Annotated in this window: 28 protein-coding genes, 1 pseudogene and 2 other annotated features; of the genes and pseudogenes, 28 read left to right on the plus strand and 1 reads right to left on the minus strand. The window is 36.7% G+C overall.

Annotation, left to right across the window (positions count from 1 at the left end; genetic code table 11):
- The first annotated feature begins 88 nt into the window (after positions 1-88).
- Both C9J35_RS04120 and C9J35_RS04125 read left to right on the plus strand, forming a co-directional pair.
- On the plus strand, positions 89-535 hold the full coding sequence (locus C9J35_RS04120) for an SRPBCC family protein (RefSeq protein WP_107923520.1): 447 nt from the start codon (positions 89-91) through the stop codon (positions 533-535).
- Positions 536-994: 459 nt separating this feature from the next.
- Positions 995-1594: a valyl-tRNA synthetase gene (locus C9J35_RS04125; protein ID WP_193767119.1), complete on the plus strand. Its 600-nt coding sequence runs from the start codon at positions 995-997 to the stop codon at positions 1592-1594.
- On the opposite strand, the gene C9J35_RS04130 is transcribed toward C9J35_RS04125, so the two are convergent.
- Positions 1577-1771, minus strand: coding sequence for a YszA family small membrane protein (locus tag C9J35_RS04130; protein WP_054768077.1), 195 nt, complete (start codon positions 1769-1771; stop codon positions 1577-1579). The genes C9J35_RS04125 and C9J35_RS04130 overlap by 18 nt on opposite strands.
- A 104-nt stretch (positions 1772-1875) precedes the next feature.
- Positions 1876-2199, plus strand: a binding site (T-box leader).
- 186 nt (positions 2200-2385) lie between these two features.
- Between C9J35_RS04130 and C9J35_RS04135 the strand changes: the two genes are divergently transcribed.
- From C9J35_RS04135 to obgE, 26 genes and pseudogenes are all read left to right on the plus strand, one after another.
- Positions 2386-5031 (plus strand): valine--tRNA ligase, encoded by a 2646-nt coding sequence (locus tag C9J35_RS04135; RefSeq protein WP_107923522.1) that lies wholly within the window; start codon positions 2386-2388, stop codon positions 5029-5031.
- A gap of 226 nt (positions 5032-5257) precedes the next feature.
- Positions 5258-5530 (plus strand): hypothetical protein, encoded by a 273-nt coding sequence (locus C9J35_RS04140; RefSeq protein ID WP_054768078.1) that lies wholly within the window; start codon positions 5258-5260, stop codon positions 5528-5530.
- A 138-nt stretch (positions 5531-5668) separates the two neighbouring features.
- A complete protein-coding gene (locus tag C9J35_RS04145) occupies positions 5669-6949 on the plus strand; it encodes a bifunctional folylpolyglutamate synthase/dihydrofolate synthase (protein ID WP_201262039.1) in 1281 nt (426 codons plus the stop codon).
- Positions 6946-8202, plus strand: coding sequence for a bifunctional folylpolyglutamate synthase/dihydrofolate synthase (locus C9J35_RS04150; protein WP_107923524.1), 1257 nt, complete (start codon positions 6946-6948; stop codon positions 8200-8202). The genes C9J35_RS04145 and C9J35_RS04150 overlap by 4 nt, the downstream gene beginning before the upstream one ends.
- Positions 8203-8648: 446 nt before the next feature.
- Positions 8649-9284 carry a hypothetical protein gene (locus tag C9J35_RS04155; protein WP_107923525.1) on the plus strand — a complete coding sequence of 212 codons (636 nt, stop codon included), beginning with the start codon at positions 8649-8651 and terminating at the stop codon, positions 9282-9284.
- Between the two features lie 98 nt (positions 9285-9382).
- Positions 9383-9976 (plus strand): Maf family protein, encoded by a 594-nt coding sequence (locus C9J35_RS04160; protein WP_107923526.1) that lies wholly within the window; start codon positions 9383-9385, stop codon positions 9974-9976.
- Positions 9977-10009: 33 nt separating this feature from the next.
- On the plus strand, positions 10010-10588 hold the full coding sequence (gene radC / locus C9J35_RS04165) for a RadC family protein (protein ID WP_327322761.1): 579 nt from the start codon (positions 10010-10012) through the stop codon (positions 10586-10588).
- A gap of 37 nt (positions 10589-10625) precedes the next feature.
- On the plus strand, positions 10626-11687 hold the full coding sequence (locus C9J35_RS04170) for a tyrosine-type recombinase/integrase (protein WP_438941196.1): 1062 nt from the start codon (positions 10626-10628) through the stop codon (positions 11685-11687).
- 10 nt (positions 11688-11697) lie between these two features.
- Entirely contained in the window at positions 11698-12003 is a 306-nt protein-coding gene (locus C9J35_RS04175) for a helix-turn-helix domain-containing protein (RefSeq protein WP_107923527.1), read from the plus strand.
- A gap of 19 nt (positions 12004-12022) precedes the next feature.
- Complete coding sequence (locus C9J35_RS04180) at positions 12023-13375, plus strand: site-specific integrase (protein WP_107923528.1); 1353 nt, start codon at positions 12023-12025, stop codon at positions 13373-13375.
- Between the two features lie 26 nt (positions 13376-13401).
- Positions 13402-14265 (plus strand): DNA-processing protein DprA, encoded by an 864-nt coding sequence (locus C9J35_RS04185; RefSeq protein ID WP_107923529.1) that lies wholly within the window; start codon positions 13402-13404, stop codon positions 14263-14265.
- Between the two features lie 23 nt (positions 14266-14288).
- A complete protein-coding gene (locus tag C9J35_RS04190; RefSeq protein WP_107923530.1) occupies positions 14289-15434 on the plus strand; it encodes a phosphoribosyltransferase in 1146 nt (381 codons plus the stop codon).
- A gap of 272 nt (positions 15435-15706) precedes the next feature.
- Positions 15707-16672, plus strand: coding sequence for a phospholipase D-like domain-containing protein (locus C9J35_RS04195; RefSeq protein ID WP_107923531.1), 966 nt, complete (start codon positions 15707-15709; stop codon positions 16670-16672).
- Positions 16673-16860: 188 nt separating this feature from the next.
- Positions 16861-17013 (plus strand): annotated as a pseudogene (locus C9J35_RS04200) (JAB domain-containing protein); the annotation flags it as partial.
- Between the two features lie 455 nt (positions 17014-17468).
- Positions 17469-18488 carry a rod shape-determining protein gene (locus C9J35_RS04205; RefSeq protein ID WP_107923532.1) on the plus strand — a complete coding sequence of 340 codons (1020 nt, stop codon included), beginning with the start codon at positions 17469-17471 and terminating at the stop codon, positions 18486-18488.
- Between the two features lie 13 nt (positions 18489-18501).
- Positions 18502-19416: a rod shape-determining protein MreC gene (mreC, locus tag C9J35_RS04210; protein ID WP_054768087.1), complete on the plus strand. Its 915-nt coding sequence runs from the start codon at positions 18502-18504 to the stop codon at positions 19414-19416.
- On the plus strand, positions 19416-19940 hold the full coding sequence (gene mreD, locus C9J35_RS04215; protein ID WP_107923533.1) for a rod shape-determining protein MreD: 525 nt from the start codon (positions 19416-19418) through the stop codon (positions 19938-19940). Before mreC ends, mreD begins: the two co-directional genes overlap by 1 nt.
- Before the next feature lie 27 nt (positions 19941-19967).
- Positions 19968-20636 (plus strand): septum site-determining protein MinC, encoded by a 669-nt coding sequence (gene minC, locus C9J35_RS04220; RefSeq protein ID WP_107923534.1) that lies wholly within the window; start codon positions 19968-19970, stop codon positions 20634-20636.
- 1 nt (position 20637) lies between these two features.
- Positions 20638-21435 (plus strand): septum site-determining protein MinD, encoded by a 798-nt coding sequence (gene minD / locus C9J35_RS04225; RefSeq protein ID WP_107923535.1) that lies wholly within the window; start codon positions 20638-20640, stop codon positions 21433-21435.
- A 221-nt stretch (positions 21436-21656) separates the two neighbouring features.
- Positions 21657-22208: a M23 family metallopeptidase gene (locus C9J35_RS04230; protein ID WP_054768088.1), complete on the plus strand. Its 552-nt coding sequence runs from the start codon at positions 21657-21659 to the stop codon at positions 22206-22208.
- A gap of 34 nt (positions 22209-22242) precedes the next feature.
- Entirely contained in the window at positions 22243-22809 is a 567-nt protein-coding gene (locus C9J35_RS04235; RefSeq protein ID WP_235616192.1) for a site-2 protease family protein, read from the plus strand.
- A gap of 45 nt (positions 22810-22854) precedes the next feature.
- Positions 22855-22930, plus strand: a sequence feature (ribosomal protein L21 leader region).
- Positions 22931-22944: 14 nt separating this feature from the next.
- Positions 22945-23253 carry a 50S ribosomal protein L21 gene (rplU, locus tag C9J35_RS04240; RefSeq protein WP_054768089.1) on the plus strand — a complete coding sequence of 103 codons (309 nt, stop codon included), beginning with the start codon at positions 22945-22947 and terminating at the stop codon, positions 23251-23253.
- A 16-nt stretch (positions 23254-23269) separates the two neighbouring features.
- On the plus strand, positions 23270-23626 hold the full coding sequence (locus C9J35_RS04245) for a ribosomal-processing cysteine protease Prp (RefSeq protein ID WP_036130449.1): 357 nt from the start codon (positions 23270-23272) through the stop codon (positions 23624-23626).
- Positions 23623-23922: a 50S ribosomal protein L27 gene (rpmA, locus tag C9J35_RS04250; RefSeq protein ID WP_010860051.1), complete on the plus strand. Its 300-nt coding sequence runs from the start codon at positions 23623-23625 to the stop codon at positions 23920-23922. The genes C9J35_RS04245 and rpmA overlap by 4 nt, the downstream gene beginning before the upstream one ends.
- 147 nt (positions 23923-24069) lie before the next feature.
- Positions 24070-24597, plus strand: coding sequence for a Spo0B domain-containing protein (locus C9J35_RS04255; protein WP_054768090.1), 528 nt, complete (start codon positions 24070-24072; stop codon positions 24595-24597).
- Between the two features lie 5 nt (positions 24598-24602).
- Positions 24603-25892 carry a GTPase ObgE gene (gene obgE, locus C9J35_RS04260; protein ID WP_107923537.1) on the plus strand — a complete coding sequence of 430 codons (1290 nt, stop codon included), beginning with the start codon at positions 24603-24605 and terminating at the stop codon, positions 25890-25892.
- The last annotated feature ends 15 nt before the right edge of the window (positions 25893-25907 follow it).

Raw genomic sequence — 25907 nt, forward strand, 5'->3', positions numbered from 1 at the left:
TTGTCAAAATTATAACTTTCAGCATAGCCAAATCGTGGGCGAAATCATTTATAATAAAGCTATTCAGAAAAGAAAGTAGTGGTTTTATATGGCAACAGGCACACATACGGTAGAAGTACCCGTAGAGATTGAAAATGTATGGGATTTCGTAAGCAATATGGAGAAATGGGCAAAGCTTGTCCCAGGTTATAGTGCACATACGATGATAGATGATAAAAATTCTACATGGACATTTAAAGGGAATGTAGGCGTACTTAAAAAAACAGTAGAAGTAGAGATTACTATTTTAGAATGGACAGCACCCTCTAAAGTAACGTTTAAGTTAAAAGGTTTATCTGATAACTTCTCAGGAAATGGCTATTTCCTTGCTGAAAGCATTGACGCAGGAAATACAAGAATGACAGGCTTTTTAGAAGTAACAGCAGGCGGATTAGCAGGCCCTGTTTTAAATCCAATCTTTAAACCGATTGTACCGAAAGCAACTCAAATGCTAACGGATCGAGTGGCAAATAAAATAAAAATGGTTAACGTCTAAAAAAACGCTGGTCGTTGGAGATTTTGAACGCCTTGGATGTGCTTATAGTTTAATGCCACAGGCATCGAAATCTAGTTTTCCCTTCCCTTTATATTGAATTAGATGTTATAGTTACATTTTACTGTGAACAGAATATAAATGTAGCTGTTCCAAAAGTGAAAATAGTATGCTAGGAGTTCTTCTTAGTATGCTATTTTTTTATATTAATATTAATATCCGCATAGGCTTCTCTGTTGCAAATGTCTGCCTGCAGAAAGCCTAGCGGATTTTTCACAATAGAAAGATGTCATGGTTTGCATGACTTTTTAGAACTTTCCTTATTAATGCCATGATAATAGCAATATCGGAAGGAAAAAGTAGCGTGAAACAACAATATCTAGCTCGTTATAAAGCATACAACCTGCTCGACAGTCATATGATGCAAAGGGAGGGATTATTATCGAACAGAAAACTTGGAGTATGCGTGAGACATTTTGTTTTCCGGGGTATGGTTGCCCAACAGAAATTGCAGCTGTACAGATTAAGCCACAGTGGCAAGCTACGCAGCTAGATGATTCAGTACGTTTAGTCGGTATTTATCATATTACTTCACATGTTCGCTTCGATTTTCAAGACTTGCAAAATTTTAAGGATGTTGAAGATTTAGTTAAAATTGATGCACTTGATATTCAAGGAGATACAGGATATTTTGAGTATGCTGTACCTTTGCATGTTGATTTACCGAAAGATGCCGCTATTGAAGATTTGATGGTGAAAGACGTACGACCAACACTTGCCAATCAAATGTGTCAGTTGGAATGGACAGTTACAAGTATCTTTAGTGAACCAGAGCCTGTAGTAGAAAAAGCTTTAGTATTAGAAGAACCAGTTGCTCCTGTAGAGGTGGCTGTTCATGTAGAGAAGGCTGCTCCTATTGAGCAAAAAATCGTGCTAAGAGAATCTTCTAGTCACACTGCTGTGCGTGAGTCCAGCTCCTGGGATGAAGTGCCAACCATGATTTGGGATTTAACTGAGAATTATACGCCGTTAAAAGTTCGCGCTTCAAATGATATCATTTAAAAGTAAATAGCAAAGAAGAAGCAGTAGTAATAAGAAGATTAAATCGCCAGAAGTTGGTACGATGATGACACGCACAAACTGAAATGCACAAATTGGTATAATAATCGTTCGACAATAGAAACGAATTTGTCGTAGCCAAGGTGGTAAAAACCAGGGATTGTATTTACGTCGTCGCATATGAATATTCACTTCCTTTTCTATTTACTTCTTACAGCTAGCCAAAAATAACTAAATTACTTGAAAAAGTGCACGATTTTGCGTTACAATGTGGAAAGTTGAATATAGATGCTATGACAGGGAAGAGTAAATTATTCGCACATTTTTAGAGAGGAAACGGTAGCTGAAAAGTTTCTATTTATGCATAATTGAACGTAGCCCTCGAGCAGTTTTAGTGAACTAACAGTAGTTAAAGCCGGTTAAACACCGTTATCGAATTAAGAGCCAGTAGAAGTAAGCATAAGCAAATCAAGTATAAATCATATTGTGTGTTGACTAGGGCTAGCAATAAGCGCTGTCAGACATAAAATGAGAATATACGTGAGCGCTTGACTTAGCCCTGCTGGAATTAAAGGTGGTACCGCGAACTAAACTCCTTCGTCCTTTTGTAGACGCTAGGAGTTTTTTTATTGTCCAAAAATCATGTTTAAACATTTTGTGGCAATAAAGCTTCTAGTAGATATCAGATTTTCAAAGGAGTTCATTGTGTAAACACAATGGAAAATCTGGACAGCAAATTCGTTTTAGCTAATTTGATGTATATCAAAAATTTTTAGTCAACAGGAGGAGTCAAAATGACAGAAAACATTTCAATGCCAACGAAATACGATCCACAGTCAATTGAAGCGGGACGCTATGAATGGTGGTTACAAGGTAAATTTTTCGAAGCACAACCAGACAGTGGGAAAGAGCCATATTCAATCGTTATCCCACCACCGAACGTAACAGGGAAATTGCACCTTGGTCATGCATGGGATACAGCTTTACAAGATATTTTAACGCGTATGAAACGTATGCAAGGCTATGATGCGCTATGGTTGCCAGGTATGGACCATGCTGGGATTGCAACACAAGCAAAAGTGGAGGCCAAACTGCGAGAAGACGGTATTACACGTTATGATTTAGGACGTGAAAAATTCCTCGAAAAAACATGGGAATGGAAAGAAGAGTATGCAGGACATATCCGTCAACAATGGGCAAAGCTTGGCCTAGGATTAGACTATTCTCGTGAGCGTTTCACCCTCGACAAAGGCCTATCGGATGCTGTTAAAACTGTATTTGTTCAATTATATGATAAAGGGCTAATTTATCGTGGTGAACGTATTATTAACTGGGACCCTGCTGCAAAAACAGCGTTATCTGATATTGAAGTTATTTACAAAGATGTGCAAGGCGCATTCTATCACATGAAATATCCATTAGCAGATGGTTCAGGAAATGTGGAGGTAGCGACAACACGCCCAGAAACAATGCTAGGTGACTCTGGGGTTGCCGTTCATCCGAAAGACGAACGCTACCAACATTTAATTGGGAAAACAATTATTTTGCCTATCGTTGGCCGTGAAATTCCAATCGTAGCAGATGACTACGTTGATATGGAATTTGGTACGGGTGTAGTAAAAATGACACCAGCCCATGATCCTAACGACTTTGAGGTTGGTAACCGTCATAACTTAGAGCGAATTCTTGTGATGAATGAAGATGGGACAATGAATGAGCTTGCTGGTAAATATAACGGGATGGATCGTTTTGAATGCCGTAAGCAAATCGTTGCTGACTTACAAGAGGCTGGTATTTTAATCAACATCGAAGAGCATATGCATTCAGTTGGTCACTCTGAACGTTCTGGCGCTGTTGTAGAGCCGTATCTTTCAGCACAATGGTTCGTTAAAATGCAACCACTAGCTGATGCTTCATTAGCACTACAACAAGACGAAGAAGGCAAAGTGAATTTCGTTCCAGCTCGTTTTGAAAACACCTATTCTCGCTGGATGGAAAATATCCGTGACTGGTGTATCTCTCGTCAATTATGGTGGGGCCATCAAATTCCAGCTTGGTATCACAATGAAACGGGTGAAATTTATGTTGGTAAAGAAGCACCAGCAGACGCAGGAAATTGGACACAAGATGAAGATGTCTTAGATACATGGTTCTCAGCTGCGCTATGGCCATTTTCTACAATGGGTTGGCCAGACGAGGCAAATGAAGAGTATAAGCGCTATTACCCAACAAGTACGCTTGTAACAGGCTATGACATTATTTTCTTCTGGGTATCTCGCATGATCTTCCAAGGTATCGAATTTACTGATCAACTTCCATTTAAAGACGTATTAATCCACGGTTTGGTACGTGATGGAGAAGGTCGAAAAATGAGTAAATCTTTAGGTAACGGCGTAGATCCAATGGACGTTATTGAAAAATACGGTGCCGATTCGTTACGTTACTTCTTAGCAACTGGTTCATCTCCAGGGCAAGATTTACGTTATACAACAGAGAAAGTAGAATCAGTTTGGAATTTTGCTAATAAAATTTGGAATGCTTCTCGTTTCGCGTTAATGAATATGGATGGCATGACATATGATGAAATCGACTTAACTGGCGAAAAATCAGTGGCCGATAAATGGATTTTAACTCGTTTAAACGAAACAATTGAACGTGTGACATCGCTTGCTGAGCGCTATGAATTCGGTGAAGTTGGCCGCGAGCTTTACAATTTCATCTGGGATGATTTCTGTTCTTGGTATATTGAAATGGCGAAATTACCAATGAATGGTGAAGATGAAGCAGCGAAGAAAATTACTCGTTCTATTTTAGCTTACGTATTAGATCAAACAATGCGTCTATTACACCCATTTATGCCATTTATCACGGAAGAAATCTGGCAGCACTTACCGCACGAAGGTGAGTCTATTACAGTGGCTGCATGGCCAACTGTACGTACGGATCTTCATTTTGCGGATGAAGCGGACAATATGAAGCTCCTTATGGATATTATACGTTCAGTGCGTAATATACGTGCGGAAGTTAATACACCAATGAGCAAAAAAGTGCCTTTATTCATTTCTGCAAAAGATGCAGCAACAGTTACTATTCTTGAAGCAAATAAAGCATACCTTGAAAAATTCTGTAACCCTGAACCTTTAACAATCGGTGAGGGCTTAGAGGCTCCTGATCAATCTATGACAGCGGTCGTTACTGGAGCAGAGCTATTCCTGCCACTTGTAGGCCTCATTAACCTAGAAGAAGAAATCGTTCGTCTTGAAAAAGAATTAGAAAAATGGGCAAAAGAAGTGAAACTTGTTAGTGGAAAGTTATCAAACGAGAAATTTGTTTCAAAAGCCCCAGAAGCTTTAGTCAATGCAGAACGTGAAAAATTAGCCGACTATGAAGATAAACATGCAGTGGTATTAAAACGTTTAGAAGAACTGAAAAATATGTAATCATATATAATGGATTGTTGAGGTAGTGGATGACGAAAAAAGTCATCCACTACTTTTTTATTATGAATCAAAAGATATGTATTGAGTTAGGGCAAGATATATATTAATATTCAGAAAAATCAGTAAGGTACCCATTTGAAGAGATGCTTATTAAAATCTATGGCTGTTCTGCTAAAAATAGAATGGTCTTTTATAATGTAAGGCAAATAAAAAAACGGAGGTTCATATGTCTGGAAATATTGCAACAATTATAGTGAAAATAAACAAAGCCCGTGATGATTTAGATTTTGTGAGTGCAAGAGGAATGATAGAGGCAAATCTCATTAAATTATCTGAAAATGAGTATTGTTCAAATTCTGATATTTCCATGTTGAAAAGAACATTAAAGACTTCGTTTGAATTAGTGCAAAGACCAGATGTTCTACCTTTGTTAAATAATGATGCTAGAATTATATTGGATGATATGGGTGCACTATTAGGCGCACATCAGCTACAATAACTTGGTAAAAACACACAAAAACTCACTTTAACAGTGATTTTCTGTGTGTTTTTAAATTGTGTGAGAATTGTGTGTGTGCCTGGCACCATTTATACTAGAGTTATCGTAGTTAGAGGGAGTGTTTTTGTGTTTACATCGATGAAGGCTTGTACAGATTTTATTTTTACATTAAAAGCAGTTGACTATAAGCGTGAGCCGCTTGTTATGATGCGAGAAGTTTTGGCACGTTTAGATAATCCACAGAATAAGCTAAAAACGATTCATATTGCAGGTTCAAACGGGAAAGGTTCAACGGTCAATATGTTACGGGAAATGCTAGAGAAGGCAGGCTATAGGGTAGGTGCCTTTACATCTCCTCATTTAAAGTGTGTCAATGAACGTATGACGATAAATGGGGAACTAATTCCCGATGCACAATTTTTACGATATATGAACAACATTGCTTTCATTGTGGATACAGATTATGACGGAGACTATCCGAGCTTTTTTGAGGTCGTCACACTTATCATGTTCCAATATTTTGCGGAGGAAGCCGTTGATTTTGCACTTATTGAAACGGGTCTTGGTGGTCGCTTAGATGCAACGAATGTCATTACGCCACTTGTATCAATTATTACGACCATTTCACTGGAACATACAGCGTTTTTAGGAGATACCTTTGCTAAGGTAGCAGGTGAGAAGGCTGGAATTATCAAAGAAGGTGTGCCTGTAGTGGTAGGTGTAAAACAGAATGAGGCGCTTGCAGTTATTCAACAGACTGCACAAGAACGTCATGCACAATGTCACGTTATTGGCCATAACTTTATCGTAGCTGCTAATAAGCAAGAAGTTGGTATGCAGTATTTTAGTTATCGAAAAGCTGAGGTTGAGATAAACGACATGCAATTGAAAATGGCTGGACCCCATCAAATAGCCAACGCTAGTCTGGCAATAACTGCTGTACTCCTGTTACTGGAAAAGGGTCATATCGAAATATCACAGACATCAATACGTCATGCTTTGCAAAAAGCACAATGGGCAGGTCGCTTTGAACAATTTAACAACAATATTGTATTAGATGGTGCTCATAATTTAGAAGGAACAGCAGCTCTTATTCAAGCACTTCAGGCAGTATATCCCAATCGTAATTATCGTTTTATTTATGCAGCGTTATCAGATAAAGATCATGCAAATAGTATAGCTTTAATGGATGCTGTTGCAACATCCATGGCATTTACACAAATAGACCTACCGAATGCAATGCCTGCTGATAGATTAGGCGCTTTGTCGCAACATCCCGATAAAGAATGGAATAACAACTGGCGACAAGTGGTCAGAGCGGCCATACAAAAAAAGAAAGAACAAGATATTGTAGTGATCACGGGTTCGCTTTATTTCATAGCAGAAGTTCGGCAATGGCTACAGGAGGAAGAACAATGATTCCGAAATTTGATATATATAAGGACAAGTGGGCAGTAACAAGCGATGATGTCATCAAGCCAGGTCTTACTGCGATTGCAGAAGCATTAACCCTTATAGGTAGTCCCGAAAAAAAACTGCAAATTGTCCATTTAGCCGGGACAAACGGAAAAGGCTCAACACTTACATTCCTTGAAGCTATTTTAATGGAGCATGGTTTACGCGTTGGCAAATTTATGTCTCCTTGTATTTTAGATGTTCATGACCAAATTCAAGTAGCGAAGCAACCTATTTCAGCGGAAGAGATGGATCGAGTGTTTCAACAAATGCAAGCAGCGGGGCTGAGTGGCAAGCTCACAGATTTTGAGCTTCTCACTGTTGCTGCATTTTTACATTTTGTTAATAGTAATGTAGATGTGGCCATAATCGAAGCCGGGATGGGTGGTTTACTGGATAGTACGAATGTAGTGACGCCAATTGTTTCTATTATTCCGAGCATTGCGTTAGAGCATACGAAATATTTAGGAAATACCATTGAAAGTATTGCCCATCATAAAGCAGGTATTATTAAACAGCATCAACCTGTTATTATTGGCGAGCTACCGCTTGAAGCGAGGGCAGTTATCTATAAAGAAGCACGCTACAAACAAGCGACTGTGCTTGAACTTGACGATCAATTTTATATTGAGCATACGAAAAATGGTGGGTGTTATACAAATGAAGAAAATGGCTTACGCATAGCAAATCTGTTGCGAAAAATGAAAGGGCCGCATCAAGCAAATAATATGGCACTAGCCATTACCGCGTTTTTTGAAGTGGCAATAGCATTGCATGTGCCAGTAAGTATTGAAGGTATTCAACATGGGATTAATAAGGCAACTATACTTGGTCGCTTTGAAGAAATCCTGCCCTATATTATATTAGATGGCGCACATAATCCAGCAAGTGCGGAAACATTAGTAGCTACAATTCGGCAGGAATTCCCTGAGGAGAGGATTACTTTCGTTATTGGCATCCTTGCAGATAAAGATGTACAAAATGTTTTTAACCAGTTAGAACAAGTGAGTGATTGCTTTTATTTTGTTGATTTCAACAATCCGCGTGCGATGTCAGCAAAAGATATGGTGGAACTCTCGGGTGCTTCTCAAAAAGAAGTGTTACGTGATTATGTTCAATTTTTGCAAACACAATCGGAAAATAAATGCAGGACCGTCGTGACAGGTTCATTGTACTTATTAACGGACGTGCGTAACAAATTGATTGGCAACAACTAATGATGGTTGTCCTGTAACGCCATAATAGAATTTTTATGTGGAGACACGCTACGCACGACTATACCGATATACTAATTTAAATTTATACCAAACGTTTAGGATTAGCCTTCCAATTTTGTTTGTGGAAGGCTTTTGTGATGCAAAAAAGAAGTGTTTACATAAATCTATTCAATTTAGAAAATCACAAACACCTATATCATGGAATTTTGTTTATAAGAGTACCACAGAGAATCTCGTCAGGAAAACGCAAAAATATACTACGGTGGCCTGTGATATTAAAGAAATTAATTTATATGTTAAAACCTCCAAAAATACTAGTAATGAAATGCAGTTAATTAGCATTTTCACATATTTTGAAACATATACTAATATGAAATCATAGATGACAATAGTCTTGTCTTTTTTTATGTTTATTTTGATACGTTAAAGGAAGAGGTGAAGGACGTATGAAAATTGTTAGTCAGGTAATAAAAAAACAAGTATTTCGTGCAATGCTAATTGGCGGTATTGTAGGACTATTTGGTGTGGCCATATTTTTAGGTATTCTTCAAGTAAGTACCCAGTTTTCATTAAAGCAGGATAGTGAAGTAGCGAGTAAAGATTCCGAGAAAGAGACTATTCCGACAGCAGGTGGTACTACCCCTAACTCGTCTATGTTTTATGCAAGCCAAGCAGGTGTATTTTCTAACTATGAAAGTGCGAGTGCATTTTTAGCCGAGTATCCAGCATTAAAAGAAAGTGCCATTGTAGAGGCAGATGGTAAATACTATGTTTGGACAAGCATTGCGATAGAGGAAAGCCAACTCGTTTTCTTAGAAGCTCCTGCAACATTTAAAAAAGTGTTTAGTGTTACGAGCGATAGCTGTAAAGAAGCAACGATTAAAGAACTTCCTGTCGTATTAGCTGATAAAAATGCTAAAAAATTAAATTTTAAGGACAACGTAAAAGATTCAACGTTGCCTTCCGATTGGCAAACTGTAGGGACAGCAGTTTCTTCTATTTCCAGTGATATAAATATCATTCGCTTACATTTATTTGCGCATTACAAGAAGAGTAATGCGTGTCTCCAAATTAAATTTTAACAATTAAATATAGTGAAATAGGCATTTTCTTGATTTTTTGAAAATTTTCAAATACCTAATTCTCCGTTATGATAAGTATAAGGAGGAATGGTGAAATAATGTTTACAACAAATCATAAGTTAGTACTTGCTTCTGCTTCACCACGCCGAAAGGAATTGCTTGCCATGCTAGCGCTTCCCTTCGATATTGTTACGAGCGAAGTAGAAGAGACAAGCGTCCAAGCAGCAACAATGCAAGATTATGTAAAAGGTGTGGCACTGTTAAAAACACGTGATGTAGCAAAAAAAGTAGACAATGTAACAATAATTGGTGCAGATACTATCGTAGTTTTTAACAACGAACTATTGCATAAACCAACCACTCGTGAGGAAGCAATTTCTCACTTAACTCGATTATCAGGTGCGCGTCATGCGGTTATGACAGCAGTTGCTATTATCGATTCAAAAGGACAAGAAACAACATTTGTAGAAGAAACAACGGTTGTCTTTAACGAATTATCACAGGAGCTTATCGAAGCATATGTAGCTTCGGGGGATCCTTTTGATAAAGCAGGCGGTTATGGCATTCAAACTGCTGGAACCCTTTTAGTGAAGCAAATTGAAGGTGATTATAACAATGTTGTAGGCTTACCACTTGCGACGTTGTTTACGCAATTGGTAGCACTTCAAATTATCCAATTTGCGAAGGAGTGACAATTTTTGCCGACAGATGTATTACCAAGCATGATGATAAGAGACGTTCATATCGCGGATCGACCACGTGAGAGACTTTTAAGGCAAGGTGCCATGAGTTTATCGAATCAGGAGCTACTGGCTATTTTACTAAGGACAGGTACGAAAGAAGAGTCGGTTCTTGTCCTAGCAAATCGTGTATTAGGTGCTTTTGAGCATTTGCATCATTTAAAGCATGCTACGATTGAAGAAATGGTGGCTATTAAAGGAATTGGCGAGGTGAAGGCAATTCAGTTATTAGCAGCGATTGAGCTTGGGCGGCGCTTAGCTCAAAAGCACAATGATGAAAAATATACGATTCGCTCCCCGCAAGACGCTGCTGCGTACTTAATGCCTGATATGACTTCCCTTAGCCAAGAACACTTCGTTGCACTTTTTCTAAACGTCAAAAATCAAATTATTCATAAACAGACAATTTTTATAGGGAGCTTAAATGCCAGCATCGTCCATCCGAGAGAAATTTTCCGAGAGGCAGTAAAGCGTTCTGCCGCTTCGATTATTTGCGCGCACAATCATCGAAGAGCGCATATATTTACACCTTTAAAACAATATTATATATTAGGTAATAGCTAATAAAATTAGTTATTACCTAATATAAGGGGTGTACAAATTGGATAAGTCAAATTTAAAAGTATTGGTTACGGATTTAAAAAAAGATAAAATTGTTTCAGACGATGATTTTCAAGCTGAGATGATTTCTAATTGGGAAAAACAACAAATTATAAAAGGATACACAGCGGGTACAATAAATTTAAATTTAAAGAGTTTAAATGAGTTTTTACAATTCTCAGGAAAATTTATATGGGAATTAGATAACACAGATGTAGATGAATATTATTATATGATGGTGGGAAAAGCGTTAAGTTATTCTACAAGAAGAAAATATCAATCAGCTATTTCTAGCTTTTTAGATTATGCTAGAAGTAGATACTCTGGACAACTATGGCAGCGGTATAATATTAATTTCCCTATTTTATTCGATAAATTTAACAAACACTATCACAGAAAAGATGATGTTGATAGAGTAATTATTCCCCCGAAAAAAGAGGTTTTAGAACAATTCTGGGATGCACTAAAACAAGAAATGTTACATTCTAGGAAATATGCGCCCTTAGCTCGAGATTATGTAATGTTTAGAGTGATGGAATTGGCAGGGTTGAGAACAAATGAACTTGTAATGTTAGATGTAAAGGATATTCGCTTTGATTTAGGTGAAAAAGGAAAAATTCATGTTAGATATGGAAAAGGATCCAATGGTATGGGGTATAAAAAACGGTGGGTTCCTATGATGAATGATTTAGATGGATTATTAAAATGGTACCTAGAAACTATTCGTTCCCTGTTTACAGAGGTTATAGAAGGCCCTATGTTTTTAAATGAGAGTAAGAACAGGATTTCTAAAGATGCTGTAAGAAATAATCTAAGAAGAAGACAAAAGAACGTTGGTATACTTGAAAGTGAACAATTTAGTCCGCATCAGTTAAGGCATGCTTTTGCAACAATTCAAACAGAAGCTGGCGTGGATTTGTATACTATGAAAGAGCTTTTAGGTCACACTAGTATAACTACTACAGTTGGTTATGCAACCCCTGGCAGTGAATATTTAGAGAAACAGATTAAAATTGCACAGAAAAGATTGAAAGATATGCTAATAGACTATGAAAAAAAGTAGAGGGTATCAAATGTTAGAATGGAAATTGAGAAAGGTAATGGCGGAAAAAGGAATATGGACTGGTGCTGAATTAGCTAGACAATTAGAAAGAAAATCAGGATACAAGTTGTCTTTGCCATCCATTAGTGCATTGTTAACAGAAGAACCCAAACAAATTAAAGCTAAAACAATGGATGCCTTATGTACAACTTTGGAATGCACTCCTGGTGATTTATGGGAACATACACCTACGAAAGCTATTCAAGAAGAAACTCTGAATGAAAAAACAAAAAAGGTTGTTAATGCTGAAGGTTTTAATAAGCTTCCGCCTTTATAACTGAAGGAGTGGCTATGGTTTGGAAGAAAGAATTTGCGAAATTTGTGGTGCGAATTTATTAAAAAAAGGTCCTTACAAGTATAAGTGTATAGACTGTTCTGATCAAAGTTATATTGATAGTAGAAGTGGAAGTGAATTTTCGGAAACTACATTTAATCAAAAATGGGTAAGGCAACTATATTTAGGTTATATCAAAAAAATTCATAAGTACTATTCGATAAATCATGTAAGAAAATCGACAACGCAGGCTATTAAGTGCTTTAAAATTTTTGATAGTGAGCTTGAAAGTCAGCAACAATTAAATAAAGAAGTCTACATTAGGATAATAAATAGTGATAACAGATTCAAAAAGATTAAAAGTAGTTTGTGGAAGTTTTTACTGGACTCTAAAATTGTTAGAGAAGATACTGAAACAGAGAAAATCAATAAAATTAAAGCGTATATAAATGACTCCTTTGAAGATGAGTTTTATAAAGGGGTAGAAAAATATGTTTCAGCTAAAATAGCTGAAAGGCAACGTCAAGTGAATTTAAATTATAGAAACCCTACTAAGCTTATCACTATAGAGTCACACATATACATTTTTAAAGATCTTTACATATGGCTTCGACAAAGCCATAAAAATATAAGTAATTGGGGATTGGTTACAGAAAGTATAGCTAATAATTTTTTGTTGACATGTAAACCAAATAGCAGAATACAGGTTTCAAAAACCTTAATGAATTTTTATAAGTTTATGAAAGATAAAAAAATTGTTTTTCATGTACCATTTGTATACATAAAGTTTCGTGAGCCTGAAATGAAAGAAATAATATTAGATTTAGGTGTGCAAAGAGAGATTGCTAAGCAACTTACAGAAAAATATATAGAGTATCCTTTTGGAGCTCTAGTTGCAAATTTTGCTTTTTTCCATGGGCTGTCAACTTCAGAGATGTTAAATTTAAAACTTTCGGATATAGATATAGATAAGAGTAAAATATTAACTGGTAAGCGAATGCTGATATTAGATGCTTTAGATATGTTAATATTAAAGAACTATCTGCTGTACAGAAAAGAAGCCAATAAAGCAGCATATAAAACTTATTTATTCGTTAGGAATGACAAAGGTACAGACTTTAGAGATACTCCGGTTTCTAAATCGCTAATAAGAATTAAATGTTATGATTTTATAGGTCATAACCCAAGCACTCTAAGGTTTACTTTCTTTTTTAATATAGGTTCCATATATGGTCCTGAATTACTTATCCAAGCATATGGACTTTCTAAGACTATGTCTGAAAGGTACGCTAACTTTGGAACGGAATTTATTGATTTAAGACTGTTAGATTCTCTTGAAAAAATGAGGTTGAATTTAGAATACCTAAATCAATAAGATTTTTATATAAGGGAGATGGGAAGATGAAAAAACAACTAATATTCATTTTATATGATTTAGGAATTTCTTTATCAGCTTTAAGTGATCTTTATCGAGTTGTAGACGAACATATAATTGAAAGAGTACTCGAGGGTGATTACTTGGAATTGCAGTTTGAGAAGCAACTGTTTTCTGAAAAAGATTTGAAGTTGTTAGACTCGTTAGATGCTATTAATAATAGTCGAAGAAAGATTGAATCTATTATAGAAGGCTTCAAACAAGACAAAATAGAATATTTTGTATATTATGAGGAAGAATACCCAGATTTGTTGAGAAAAATACCATCCCCTCCCTTCTTTTTGTTCATGAAAGGCAATAGGCAACTACTTAATGACAAGTTTATTTGTTCGATTGTTGGGACTAGAACCCCAAGTCCTCAAACGGTAACTGAAATTGATCGCTTTGTTGCTGAAATGGTCGATCATGATATAGTAACAGCTAGTGGTTTAGCACTTGGGACAGATATACAAGTTCACCTTTCTACGCTGGGGAGAAATGGTAAAACAATAGCGATTTTACCTGGACCTATTACCTCTATTATTCCTAAAACTCACACTAAACATGCTTTAGAGATTCTACAGAATCAAGGTTTATTGATTAGTGAATATTATTTAGACGAACCAAATAAGAAGACTAACTATGTAAACAGAAATAGAATAATATCAGGGATTAGTAACGCGGTAATTATAGCTGAATGTCAAGCAAGTAGTGGTACTATGCATACAGCCCGTTTTGCTTATGTTCAAAGAAAGCCATTATATTGTTTCGATAATAAATCATCGGGTGTTTTAAAAATTCTCCATAGTAATTCCGCAGAAATCTATCGGGGAGTGTGTAGTTTAAAATAATTAGAAAGATGAGGCGTTACTGAATGGGAAAAGTTGTTGCGTTAGCTCGATTAACTGTGTTTGACGAAGATTTCAAGATGTATGATGGTATTGAAGACATGATCAATACACTTCATGATGAAGGCCATGAGTTTGTGTTTATTTCTCATGAAAACTTAGCTTTGAAAAAAGCAAAAGAAATCTTTAAAAATACTTTTAATTTCAAAATCATCTGCACATATCGCGGAGAGTTTAAAGCGTGGATAGATGAATCAAATGTTCAAAACACAATCTTGGTTGGTAGTAGTGATGAGGATTTAATTTTAGCTGCTAATAAAAAGCTATTGATAATTAACCCTGGATGGAGCGTCAAACAAGATGAAAAACCAGTAAGATACGGTATTACCTTGTCTAGTCCAAAGAAATTAACAGAAGCTGTAAGATTAATCGACAACCAATATAGTTGGTATTATAAGCTACAAGTAGATGAATCAACTACAGTTTTGGCGTTAACTTCTGCTAATACTAAGAGTTACTCTGTTACTAGCGAAGAAAGAGAAATCCTAGAAGGCTTCTCAGACCTTTTGAAACAAGGAGATAGAAGGTATTTTAACAGTTTATATTTCCATATGATTTCCGGGATAATGAAAGACCCTGAGTTAAGAAGCGTAGATATTTGGGGCGTGTTCCCTACCTCAAGTGGTAATACCAACGAAGAAGTAGAAGAGTTAAAAGAAAGATGCCGATATTTAACAGGTAAACGTAATAATAAGCCGGTTTTTATCAGACATACAGCTGTTGGTAAAAGCCATCATACAACATTTGAAAAACGTTTAGAAGTTGGATGTACTAAACACTTTAATTCAATTGTATTAAACCCTGATTATGCCAAGAAAGTAAAAGGGAAAACAATTTGTATTATTGATGATTTCTTAACAAATGGTATTTCTTTTGAAACAGCTCGAAATTTGTTATTAGAAGCTGGAGCAAAGAAGGTTATTCTATTAGCCTTAGGACGTTTTAAACGAGGTACTCATGGTGTATACCAAAAAGAAGAATACAAGATTAATGGAAAAGTTTTCACGCCAGAATACGATTTTGAATTGATTTCTCGAGAAGATTGTATTGGTGAATATGACGAAGGCGCAAGAGATGAAGTACGTAATATTTACAATATAATTTATAGTTAATGAAAAGCATTTAGGTGGCCTAGCTACTTAAATGCTTTTTTCTTATTATGCTATATGAAAGAGCGTTATATTATGCGGATTTACAATGTTAAGTAGCTATAAGTTTATAGAGTGACAATAAAGTCGTTTAAAACAATGGAGTGAAATTAGATTGTATTCCATTTTTTCTATATTTTGTATAATAAGGTCGGAAATACTTATATATTTTAACAATCCAACTAAAGGATCTTTTGTTTTAAGGTGTGAATATTAATAAGAAAAGAAGGTTTAATATGAGTGAGATTATTTTTACGAGACCAGGAAAAAAGTGTGAAATAAAAGAAAGACTAATTGAAGATATTAAAAATACAAAATTTAGAATTTACATGGCAATGTTTAGTTTTACTGACCGAGATATTTATAATGCAATGCATGAATCAGTTGCACCTAATGCTCTGTTTATTCTAAACGAAGGTGATTTAGATGGAGTAAAGAAAAGTTGTTCATATGATCTTGCCGATAAATATGACATTCATACTGTAGTATTAGGCAACAATAAGTTTAGTAAAATGCACCACAAATTCATTATTCTTGATAACATTGCATATATTGGTTCTTATAATTTTTCTTATCCGGCAAGTAACCAAAACTGGGAGTTTATCATAAGAATAACAGATCCACAGGAAGTGAAAAAAATTGAAGAAGAGTTTTGGGGAATGTGGTTTATTGGTGGCTCGAATATTCTAAACGGTAACAAATGTATTAATTGTAGTACCACCGTAGACGAACTATACGATCATTTTGCGATACTGATTGACTATGATTCTTTTGCTACAGATAATGACCCTAGAAAATACTTAAAGACGAGTTGTATTTCTTTAAATGGTAATTGTTCAGTTTGTAAAACAAATAGAGCAAAAGTTACAATAAACAAGGGTTACACACAGGGAAATTACTGTATTAAATGTGCTGGAGATGAATTCAATAAAATATTTATTAATAACCGAATTTATTGGGAAAGTTATAATATATACTATGATGAACTTGCCATCTGGAGTAAAGATACTCTTGGAGAAAGTCTGCTTGGAAAATGTGGTTTATGTAGCCAGATAAAACCTTTAGTATTACTAAATGAAATTACTAGGGGAAGAAGAAGTTCAAGTAATCCTTATGGTATTGAAATTGGAGATATGAAGAATATATGTGAAGATTGTTACAATCATGATTTTCTATCGGCGTACATAATTGATGAATTATAAGTTTGATAATCCAGATAATTTAATTGTTATATTAAATGGGCAATTATTTAAGAACGAACACACGGCATTTCCTATAAATGGATATATCGTGTGTTTTATTTTGGTTGAAGGCTGCAAGCATTTTTATAAAGCATTAGGAATACGTTAATAGATCTTGGAGTTAAGGAAGTAACTAACATAACCTTTTCCACCCTAGCGGCGTGCCAACACCTAGTCCAGAAGATATTGAGGTAACAAAGAGGATTCAGGAAGCGGGTTATATTATTGGCATTGAGCTGATTGATCATGTTATCATTGGTGATCATCAATACATTAGTTTAAAAGAAAAAGGGTATATTTAGCTCTGCAAGCAATTTTGCAGAGCTTTTTGAGGTCATAAACTCAGAGGAAACCATCCTACAGATGTGGAAGAACTTAATTAAGCCTTGATTTGTCACATTATTCAAGCGTAAGCAATTAGTTCAAGTTTTTGATGGTAGTTTGATGTTGTTGATGCAATGAAATTTAATTGCTATTCATTTAAAGGCGAACCTTTTTTGATGAATGACGTTAATGTAGTTGGTAGAAATAACTCTATGATTCACAAAAATTGGTAGCCTATTAGACGTTGTCTTAGATGAATAAAAATTATATGCTAATCTATACGTACTATTTTAAGTTTAAGAGGGATGAAAATAGTATATTTTCCGCAAGATGAGGTGTATGGCACTATAAATTCTTGGGTTTTTCCGTTATAATGAACGGTATGATTTTATGTCAACGAAAGTATGGCTTAAATAGAAAGGGAGTACACAATTTGTTTGGATTAGGTAGTAAAGATGTCGGGATTGACCTCGGCACAGCGAATACATTAGTGTTTATTAAAGGGAAGGGAATCGTTTTACGCGAACCTTCAGTCGTAGCAAAAAATACGAAAACTGGCGATATCGTCGCAGTTGGTAATGATGCGAAAAATATGATTGGACGTACACCGGGCTCAATTGTGGCTATTCGTCCAATGAAAGATGGCGTAATTGCTGATTTTGATATTACAACAGCGATGATTGAGTACTATTTAAAAGAGGCATCTAAAAATTCTGGTGGAAATTGGAAAAAACCAAATATAATGATCTGCGTGCCTTACGGTATTACATCTGTAGAACAACGCGCAGTTATCGATGCTTCTCGTCAAGCGGGGGCAAAAGAAGCTTTCACGATTGAAGAACCGTTTGCGGCAGCTATTGGTGCTAACTTACCAGTATGGGATCCAACAGGTTCAATGGTAGTCGATATCGGCGGTGGTACAACAGAGGTAGCTGTTATTTCGTTAGGTGGTATTGTCACAAGTGAATCTGTACGTGTTGGCGGGGATGCTATGGACCAAGCAATTATTTCATACATCCGTAAAACATATAATTTAACAATTGGTGAACGTACTGCAGAGGCAGTAAAAATCGAGATCGGTACGGCATTTGCTGAGGGTCCTGAAGAAAAAATGGAAATTAGAGGTCGTGACTTATTAACAGGTTTACCAAAGACGATTGAAATTTCATCTCAGGAAATTTCAGAATCATTACGTGAAGCGGTAGCATCTATTATTGATGGTGTACGTAAAACACTCGAACAAACCCCACCAGAATTATCTGCCGATGTGATGGAACGCGGCATCGTGCTAACAGGTGGTGGAGCATTATTATCTAATTTAGATAAAGTTATTAGTCGTGAAACGAATATGCCCGTATTTATCGCAGAAGATCCATTAGACTGTGTTGCTATTGGTACTGGTAAGGCATTAGATAATATCGATGTGATTCGTCGTCAACAAGTAAAAGGTTAAGGAGGTTTAGGCAATGCCACATTTTTTTTTCAATAAGAAATTAATATTGCTGCTCGTGGGCATGGTTTTTCTTGTGGCATTGATTAGCTTCTCATTACGTGATCGGACGAATGCAACTTTACCAGAGCAAATTATTAAAGATACTGTCGGCGTCGCACAATCCATTGTTGCGAAGCCGGCGAATTATATTACGGGTATTTTTAATGATATTGACTCCCTCTTAAACACGTACGAAGAAAATAAACGTTTAAAAGCACGCTTAGAAGAATTTGCTGCTGTACAAACCGAAGCATTGGCTTTGAAAAAAGAAAATGATAAACTTAATGAGCTCCTCGATAAAAAGGAGAGTTTAAAGGCATTTAATCCAATTCAAGCAACGGTTATTGCTAGAAATCCTGATCAGTGGGAAGAGAAAATTATTTTAAATAAAGGTTCCTCTCATGGTGTGGAAAAAAATATGGCAGTTATGACAGCGAAAGGCTTAGTCGGTAAAATTACATTAGTGACGCCTTTCACCTCTGAGGTAGAGCTTTTATATACTAATAATCCAAATTATCGTGTTTCTGCGATGGTTTTAGGAGAAAAAGAAGCATACGGTTTAATCGAGGGCTTTGATGAAGAACGTAATGAACTCATTATGAAGCGAATCGATTCTAGTTTAACGGTTAAAGAAGGCGAGCAGGTAGTTTCATCAGGACTTGGCGGTATTTTCCCAAAAGGGGTGCCAATCGGAGAAATTACTGAAGTAAGTACAGATGATTTTGGCTTAACGAAAATGGCCTATGTAAAACCATCTGCTGATTTTTCAATTTTAGAACATGTTGTCATTGCTAAACGTTCAACAACAATGATTGACGGTTCTGATGGCAAGGCAACAAATGAGGATTTATCGAATCCACCAGAGGCGAATAAAGAGGAGGCGGAATGATGGTTCGATTTCTCATCCCCTCTGTGGCGGTTTTGTTATTTTTACTAGAACCAGAGTTTGCTATGCTTTCACCAATTGAAGTGAAAGGGCAAATTTTTTATCTAGTACCTCGATTTTTAATCTTATATTTAATATTTATATCCATCTATTACAGCCGTCAAAGAGCGGTAATGTATGGACTTTTTTTTGGTGTCTTGTATGATGTGTTTTACATTGATATTATTGGATTATATTCCGTACTCTATCCACTCATATGTTTTTTAGCTGGATCTATTGTGAAAATTATTCATCAGCACCTAGTTGTGACAACGACGATTTCAGTTGTTTTAGTAGCAATTTTAGAATTCGTACTCTATCAATTCTTCTATTTAATAGACTTTACAACGATACCATTAACGGATTTCTTACGTTCACGACTACTACCAACAATCATTGCAAATACGTTATTTTTAATGATTCTTGGTTGGGCCTTCAAATATTTAATTAATGCGCGTGTCTTACAGAGAGCACGTGAAGTTTCTTAATAAAGAGCAACGTGGGGTGAGGCATTCATGAAAAAACAATTAGTTAATATGAAGGGGACAAAGGATGGTTTTGTTCTCCGTTTAGACGATCAGTGTGCGTATGCCGAATTAGTAGAAGAGTTAAAAAGAAAAGTTTCAGAAGGCGGTATCGATGGTAAAGTAGATGTACAATTACATTTAGGCAATCGATACTGTGCTGATGAGCAAATAAAAGAGCTAGTAAAAATTGTCCAGGAAACAGAACAACTAATCGTATCTAAAGTGCAAAGTGATGTACTGACTGTCCATGAAAGCAACCAGAAAATGATAGAAAGTCAACAAGATACATATGTAGGTGTGGTCAGATCGGGGCAAATTCTCCGTTCCTCGGGGGACATTATTATTATTGGCAATGTCAATCCGAATGGACGTGTAGAGGCTGGTGGCAATGTGTATGTCCTAGGCAAACTAAAGGGAATTGTGCATGCTGGTGTACATGGTAATAAGGAAGCAATAATTGCTGCCTCTCGTTTAGAAGCCACACATATAATGATTGCCGATCAGGTTGAGGCAATGTCAGATGAGCATGTAAAAGCTATTAATCAAGAAGAGATGGCTTGTGCATTTATCGGCTATGATGGGCGTATTACGTACGATCAAATTCATGCGTTAAAAAATATTCGACCATTGTTAAATGTGTCTAAGGGAGGAAGCTAGTGTGGGAGAAGCGATCGTCATAACTTCAGGTAAAGGCGGTGTCGGGAAAACGACGACAACGGCTAACCTTGGGACTGCATTGGCTCTACAAGGTAAAAAAGTATGTTTGGTTGATACGGATATTGGATTACGGAATTTAGACGTAATTCTTGGTCTGGAAAATCGTATTATTTATGATTTAGTTGATGTGATTGAAGGACGTTGTAAAATACATCAAGCTTTAATTAAAGATAAACGTGTTGATGACAAACTATTTTTACTACCTGCTGCTCAAACGACAGATAAGAACGCTGTCACACCTGAGCAAATGAAGAGCTTAGTAGAAGAGTTAAAAAGAGACTATGATTATATTTTAATTGACTGTCCAGCAGGTATTGAACAAGGATATCGTAATGCTGTAGCTGGTGCAGATCATGCAATTGTGGTCACGACACCAGAAATTTCAGCTGTGCGTGATGCAGATCGTATTATTGGTCTGCTTGAGCAAGAGGAAATTACAGCACCCAAACTAATTATTAACCGTATTCGTCAGCATATGATGAAGAACGGTGATACATTGGATGTTAATGAAATTACTACGCATCTGTCCATTGACTTATTAGGTATAATCGTCGATAGTGAGGGTGTTATTTCGTCATCAAATAAAGGGGAACCTGTAGTGATGGACCCTGCCAATAAAGCTTCGTTAGGTTATCGTAATATTGCACGACGCATATTAGGGGAATCAGTGCCACTCATGGCCATTGAAGATGAGCATAGAGGTATGTTTTCAAAATTCAAAGCATTATTTTCAAGATAATTAAGACCTTTTCGTGCAATAGCGCGAAAGGTTTTTTTTCTTGTTAAGGAACTATCGTCCCTGCGATTGTCGCTGTGGACGATGGACGAACATCTTCGTGTATTTATTTTTTGGCGAGCATTCATCTATTGTGAAAGCGATAGGGATTGTCGGGGGGAATATACGTTTCTTGTGCATGAATGGACATGCAACCTCATATAGTGTGAAAAAAGGATGAGGGCTTGTTTAAAAAATGGAAATGGATTGTTATGATATTACTCGTGGCTGCAATCATGCTCGTTATTCGTTTAGAAGATCAGGGCGTATTGGAAACACCAGTGAGAAAGCTTGTTACGACATCAGCAGATATCACATATTTAAGTAAGCTCGGCCAAAGTTTGTTAAATAAAGAACAAGAAACTATTATGGTATCGAGTGATGTAGGGCAAACTGAACTTTTAACTTTTTCTAATGCGCAGGTTTTTAAAGAAGGCTTTTTGTTACAGTATGATGTAGGGCTTCCTGTGTATGCTGGGCAGAGTGGACTAGTTGTTTTTACAGGCCATACAAAATATACAGGTAAAACGATGACCATTAGTTATGAGGATGGTACAACTGTATCCTATGGTATGCTCGATAGTTTAGCGCAATTGCCATACACAACAGTGCAGGCAAATGATTTGATCGGCATGAAAAAGGCTGGACAACTGTATATATCGATTGAAAAAGCTGATACACACTATAATTTAGAACAAATCGTGCAGTGGCTTCAAACAGATAACGATGAAGATTAAATTGCATATATTATGTATCCCTCTGGTGTTTATAATGATTTTTAGCGGTCAAATTGCTTATTATGCTATTATTCTCTCCTCGTTACTCTGGCATGAGGCAGGACATTTATTGGCGGCAAAAATTTGTGGTGTAAAGATAAAATCATGTGTCATTACACCGTATGGGGGGGAAATTGAATTTGATAATCCAGCGGTTGTGCAGACTACATCACTACTATGGATTGCTTTAGGAGGACCAATCGCTACGGTATTAGGGATTGGTCTCGCTTTTTTTATGCCTGAGTTACTTGCCCCTAAGCTTATCGAGGTACAGCTAGTGTTACTAGCTATAAACATATTTCCGATTATTCCACTAGATGGCGGGAGAATATTGATTGCATGTTTATTTTTATTTTATCCGACTGTACGTGCATTTGAATATTACTACTCGTTTTGTCTGACCATTGTGACGATATTATTTCTATGGACAATAAGTTACTTACCGCAGTCTATTTTTTTAGCTGTACTTTGTCTATTTATATGGCTTCAAGTAATCAAAGAATGGAATTATCGAAAATACCGTTTAGCTTTTGAGAAATATGTTATGAATAGGTTGACTTGAAAAATATGATATGGTAATATTTTAATGTTATTGTTTGTAGCACCCGTGCTACTACAACCGCTCTGGGAAGGTTTAAGTATCTTATGATCACCTTCATAAACAGGCGAGTCTGAGTTTAAGAGGAGGTGCAGTAAAATGTACGCAATTATTGAAACTGGTGGTAAACAAATCAAAGTAGAAGCTGGTCAAGAAATCTATGTTGAGAAATTGGGCGTAGAAGCTGACGAGGTTGTAACTTTCGATAAAGTTTTATTCGTAGGTGGCGAAAACGTTAAAGTTGGAGCTCCATTCGTAGAGGGCGCTACAGTAACAGCTAAAGCTGTGAAAGAAGGCCGTCAAAAGAAAATCGTTGTTTTCAAATTGAAAGCTAAAAAGAACTACCGTCGTAAACAAGGTCACCGTCAACCTTACACAAAACTAGTTGTTGAAACTATCAACGCTTAATTGTGAGGTGTAACGAGTGATACAAGTTACGATACATCATGATGAAAATAGACATGTGTCTGCATTTGAATTTTCAGGACATGCTGAGTACGACGAATCTGGTAAAGATTTAGTTTGCGCAGGCGCATCTACCATTGCCATTGGTACGGTAAATGCTATTTATGCACTACTACAATTACAACCAGAAGTTGAACAAGCAGCTGAAGGTGGAGGCTATCTAAAGGTAGATTTACCAACAGATTTAGAGCCTGAAATTGATGCAAAACTACAATTAATTGTCCAAGTAATGACTGCTCAAGTGTATTCTATGGTGCAAAATTACGGGCAATATATCCAAATCAACTACAACCAAGTAGGAGGTGGAACAGAATGAAATTGTTATTAGCATTAGACCTTCAACTTTTCGCTTCGAAAAAAGGGGTAGGTTCTACTAAAAACGGACGTGACTCTGAGTCTAAACGTCTTGGCGCTAAACGTGCTGATGGCCAATTCGTAACTGGTGGTTCTATTCTTTACCGTCAACGCGGTACAAAAATTTACCCAGGTACAAACGTAGGTCGTGGTGGTGATGATACACTATTTGCTAAAGTTGACGGCGTTGTTAAATTCGAACGTTTAGGTCGCGATCGCAAACAAGTATCTGTATACCCAGAAACTCAACAAGCTTAATTTTCATAAATATGAACATAAAGCGGAGGGCTGCATTTATTGCAGTCCTTTTTTTTCTTCAAAAAGCATATTTGTTGTGCGGAATTAAGAGAAAAAAACGTCAAAACTTGTTATACTAATGAAGATAACTTTATTGGAGTGAATGGGATGAACAGTCAATCACTAACCATTAGTGAAGTATTACGTTTTGCAAATCATGATTATGTGAATCAGCTTCAACTAATTCGCATGAATTTAGATTTAGGTAGAATCGATGAATCAAAGAAACTTATTGAAAATTTTTCTGACCAATTACGGGTGCTTTCAAGCATAAATCGACTACAGTTACCACAAACGATGGAGTGGCTACAGACAGCGAATTGGCGCTATCCTTCGTTACCAATGAAAATTAGTGGTGAGATTAGCAAACCTGTCACGAATAATATTGATGCGGCAGTTGTAGAATACTTAAATAAAACAGTTATACATGTTTATGATACATTAGATCCATTTACTGAACAAAGCTTAGGGATTCATGTGTGTGTCGACGACCATACATTTGCTGTAACGTTCACGCTAAATGGACAGTGGAGTGCTGATGCATTCACCGAAAAAGGTTTGAAACAATTTGACATTCAAACAGTGGAAGAGACAAATACGTCTTGGAAATATGTATTGAGTGCGAGCAGGGAGTGAATTAAATGTTTGTCGATCACGTCAAGATTTATGTAAAAGGTGGCGACGGTGGGGATGGAATGGTAGCCTTCCGTCGTGAAAAATTTGTGCCGAATGGTGGTCCAGCTGGTGGCGATGGTGGTCACGGTGGGAATGTTGTCTTTCAAGTTGAAGAGGGTCTACGAACGTTAATGGACTTCCGCTACAAACGCAACTTCAAAGCTGACCGTGGTGAGCACGGTATGAGTAAGGGGATGCATGGTAGACGTGCAGACGATCTAATCGTTAAAGTACCACCAGGCACAGTCGTAATGAATGAAGAAACAGGTGTTGTTATTGCCGATTTAGTCGAGCATGGTCAACAAGCGATTATCGCAAAAGCCGGCCGTGGTGGACGCGGAAATTCCCGCTTTGCAACACCAGCCAACCCAGCTCCAGAACTTTCTGAAAAAGGTGAGCCAGGACAAGAATTAAATGTTATATTAGAGTTGAAAGTACTGGCAGATGTAGGTTTAGTTGGTTTTCCAAGTGTAGGTAAATCAACATTACTATCTGTTGTTTCTGCGGCAAAGCCAAAAATAGGTGCCTATCATTTCACTACAATCGTGCCGAATTTAGGAATGGTTGAAACAGATGATCATCGTAGCTTTGCAATGGCGGATTTACCAGGTTTAATCGAAGGTGCGCACGAAGGTGTTGGTCTAGGTCACCAATTCCTCCGTCATATTGAGCGTACACGTGTTATCGTGCATGTAATTGATATGTCAGGCATGGAAGGTCGCGACCCTTATGAAGATTACTTAACAATCAACGATGAGTTAAAACAATATAATCTTCGTTTAACAGAGCGTCCGCAAATTATTGTAGCAAATAAAATGGACATGCCAGATGCAAAGGAAAACTTAGAAATTTTCCGTGAAAAAGTCGGCGAAGATGTGAAAATCTTCCCAGTATCAGCGGTTTCTCGCCAAGGCTTAAAGCCAGTATTATTTGAAATTGCAGACTTACTGGAAGTGACTCCTGAATTCCCGTTATTCGATGATCTAGATGAAGAATCAGATGCAACGGTACTTTACAAACACCAATCTGAAGCAGATTCAATCGAAATCTCTCGTGACCCTGATGGTACCTTCATTCTTGGTGGATATGCGATTGAGCGTATCTTCAAAATGACAGACTTCAGCCGCGAGGACGGTGTACGTCGTTTTGCACGCCAATTACGTGGTATGGGTGTGGATGAAGCATTACGTGAACGCGGTGCACAAAATGGAGATATTGTACGCTTATTAGAATTCGAATTTGAATTTGTCGACTAAGAATAGGTTTTAGGG

It is taken from the genome of Lysinibacillus parviboronicapiens, assembly GCF_003049575.1.
Classification (GTDB): domain Bacteria; phylum Bacillota; class Bacilli; order Bacillales_A; family Planococcaceae; genus Lysinibacillus; species Lysinibacillus parviboronicapiens.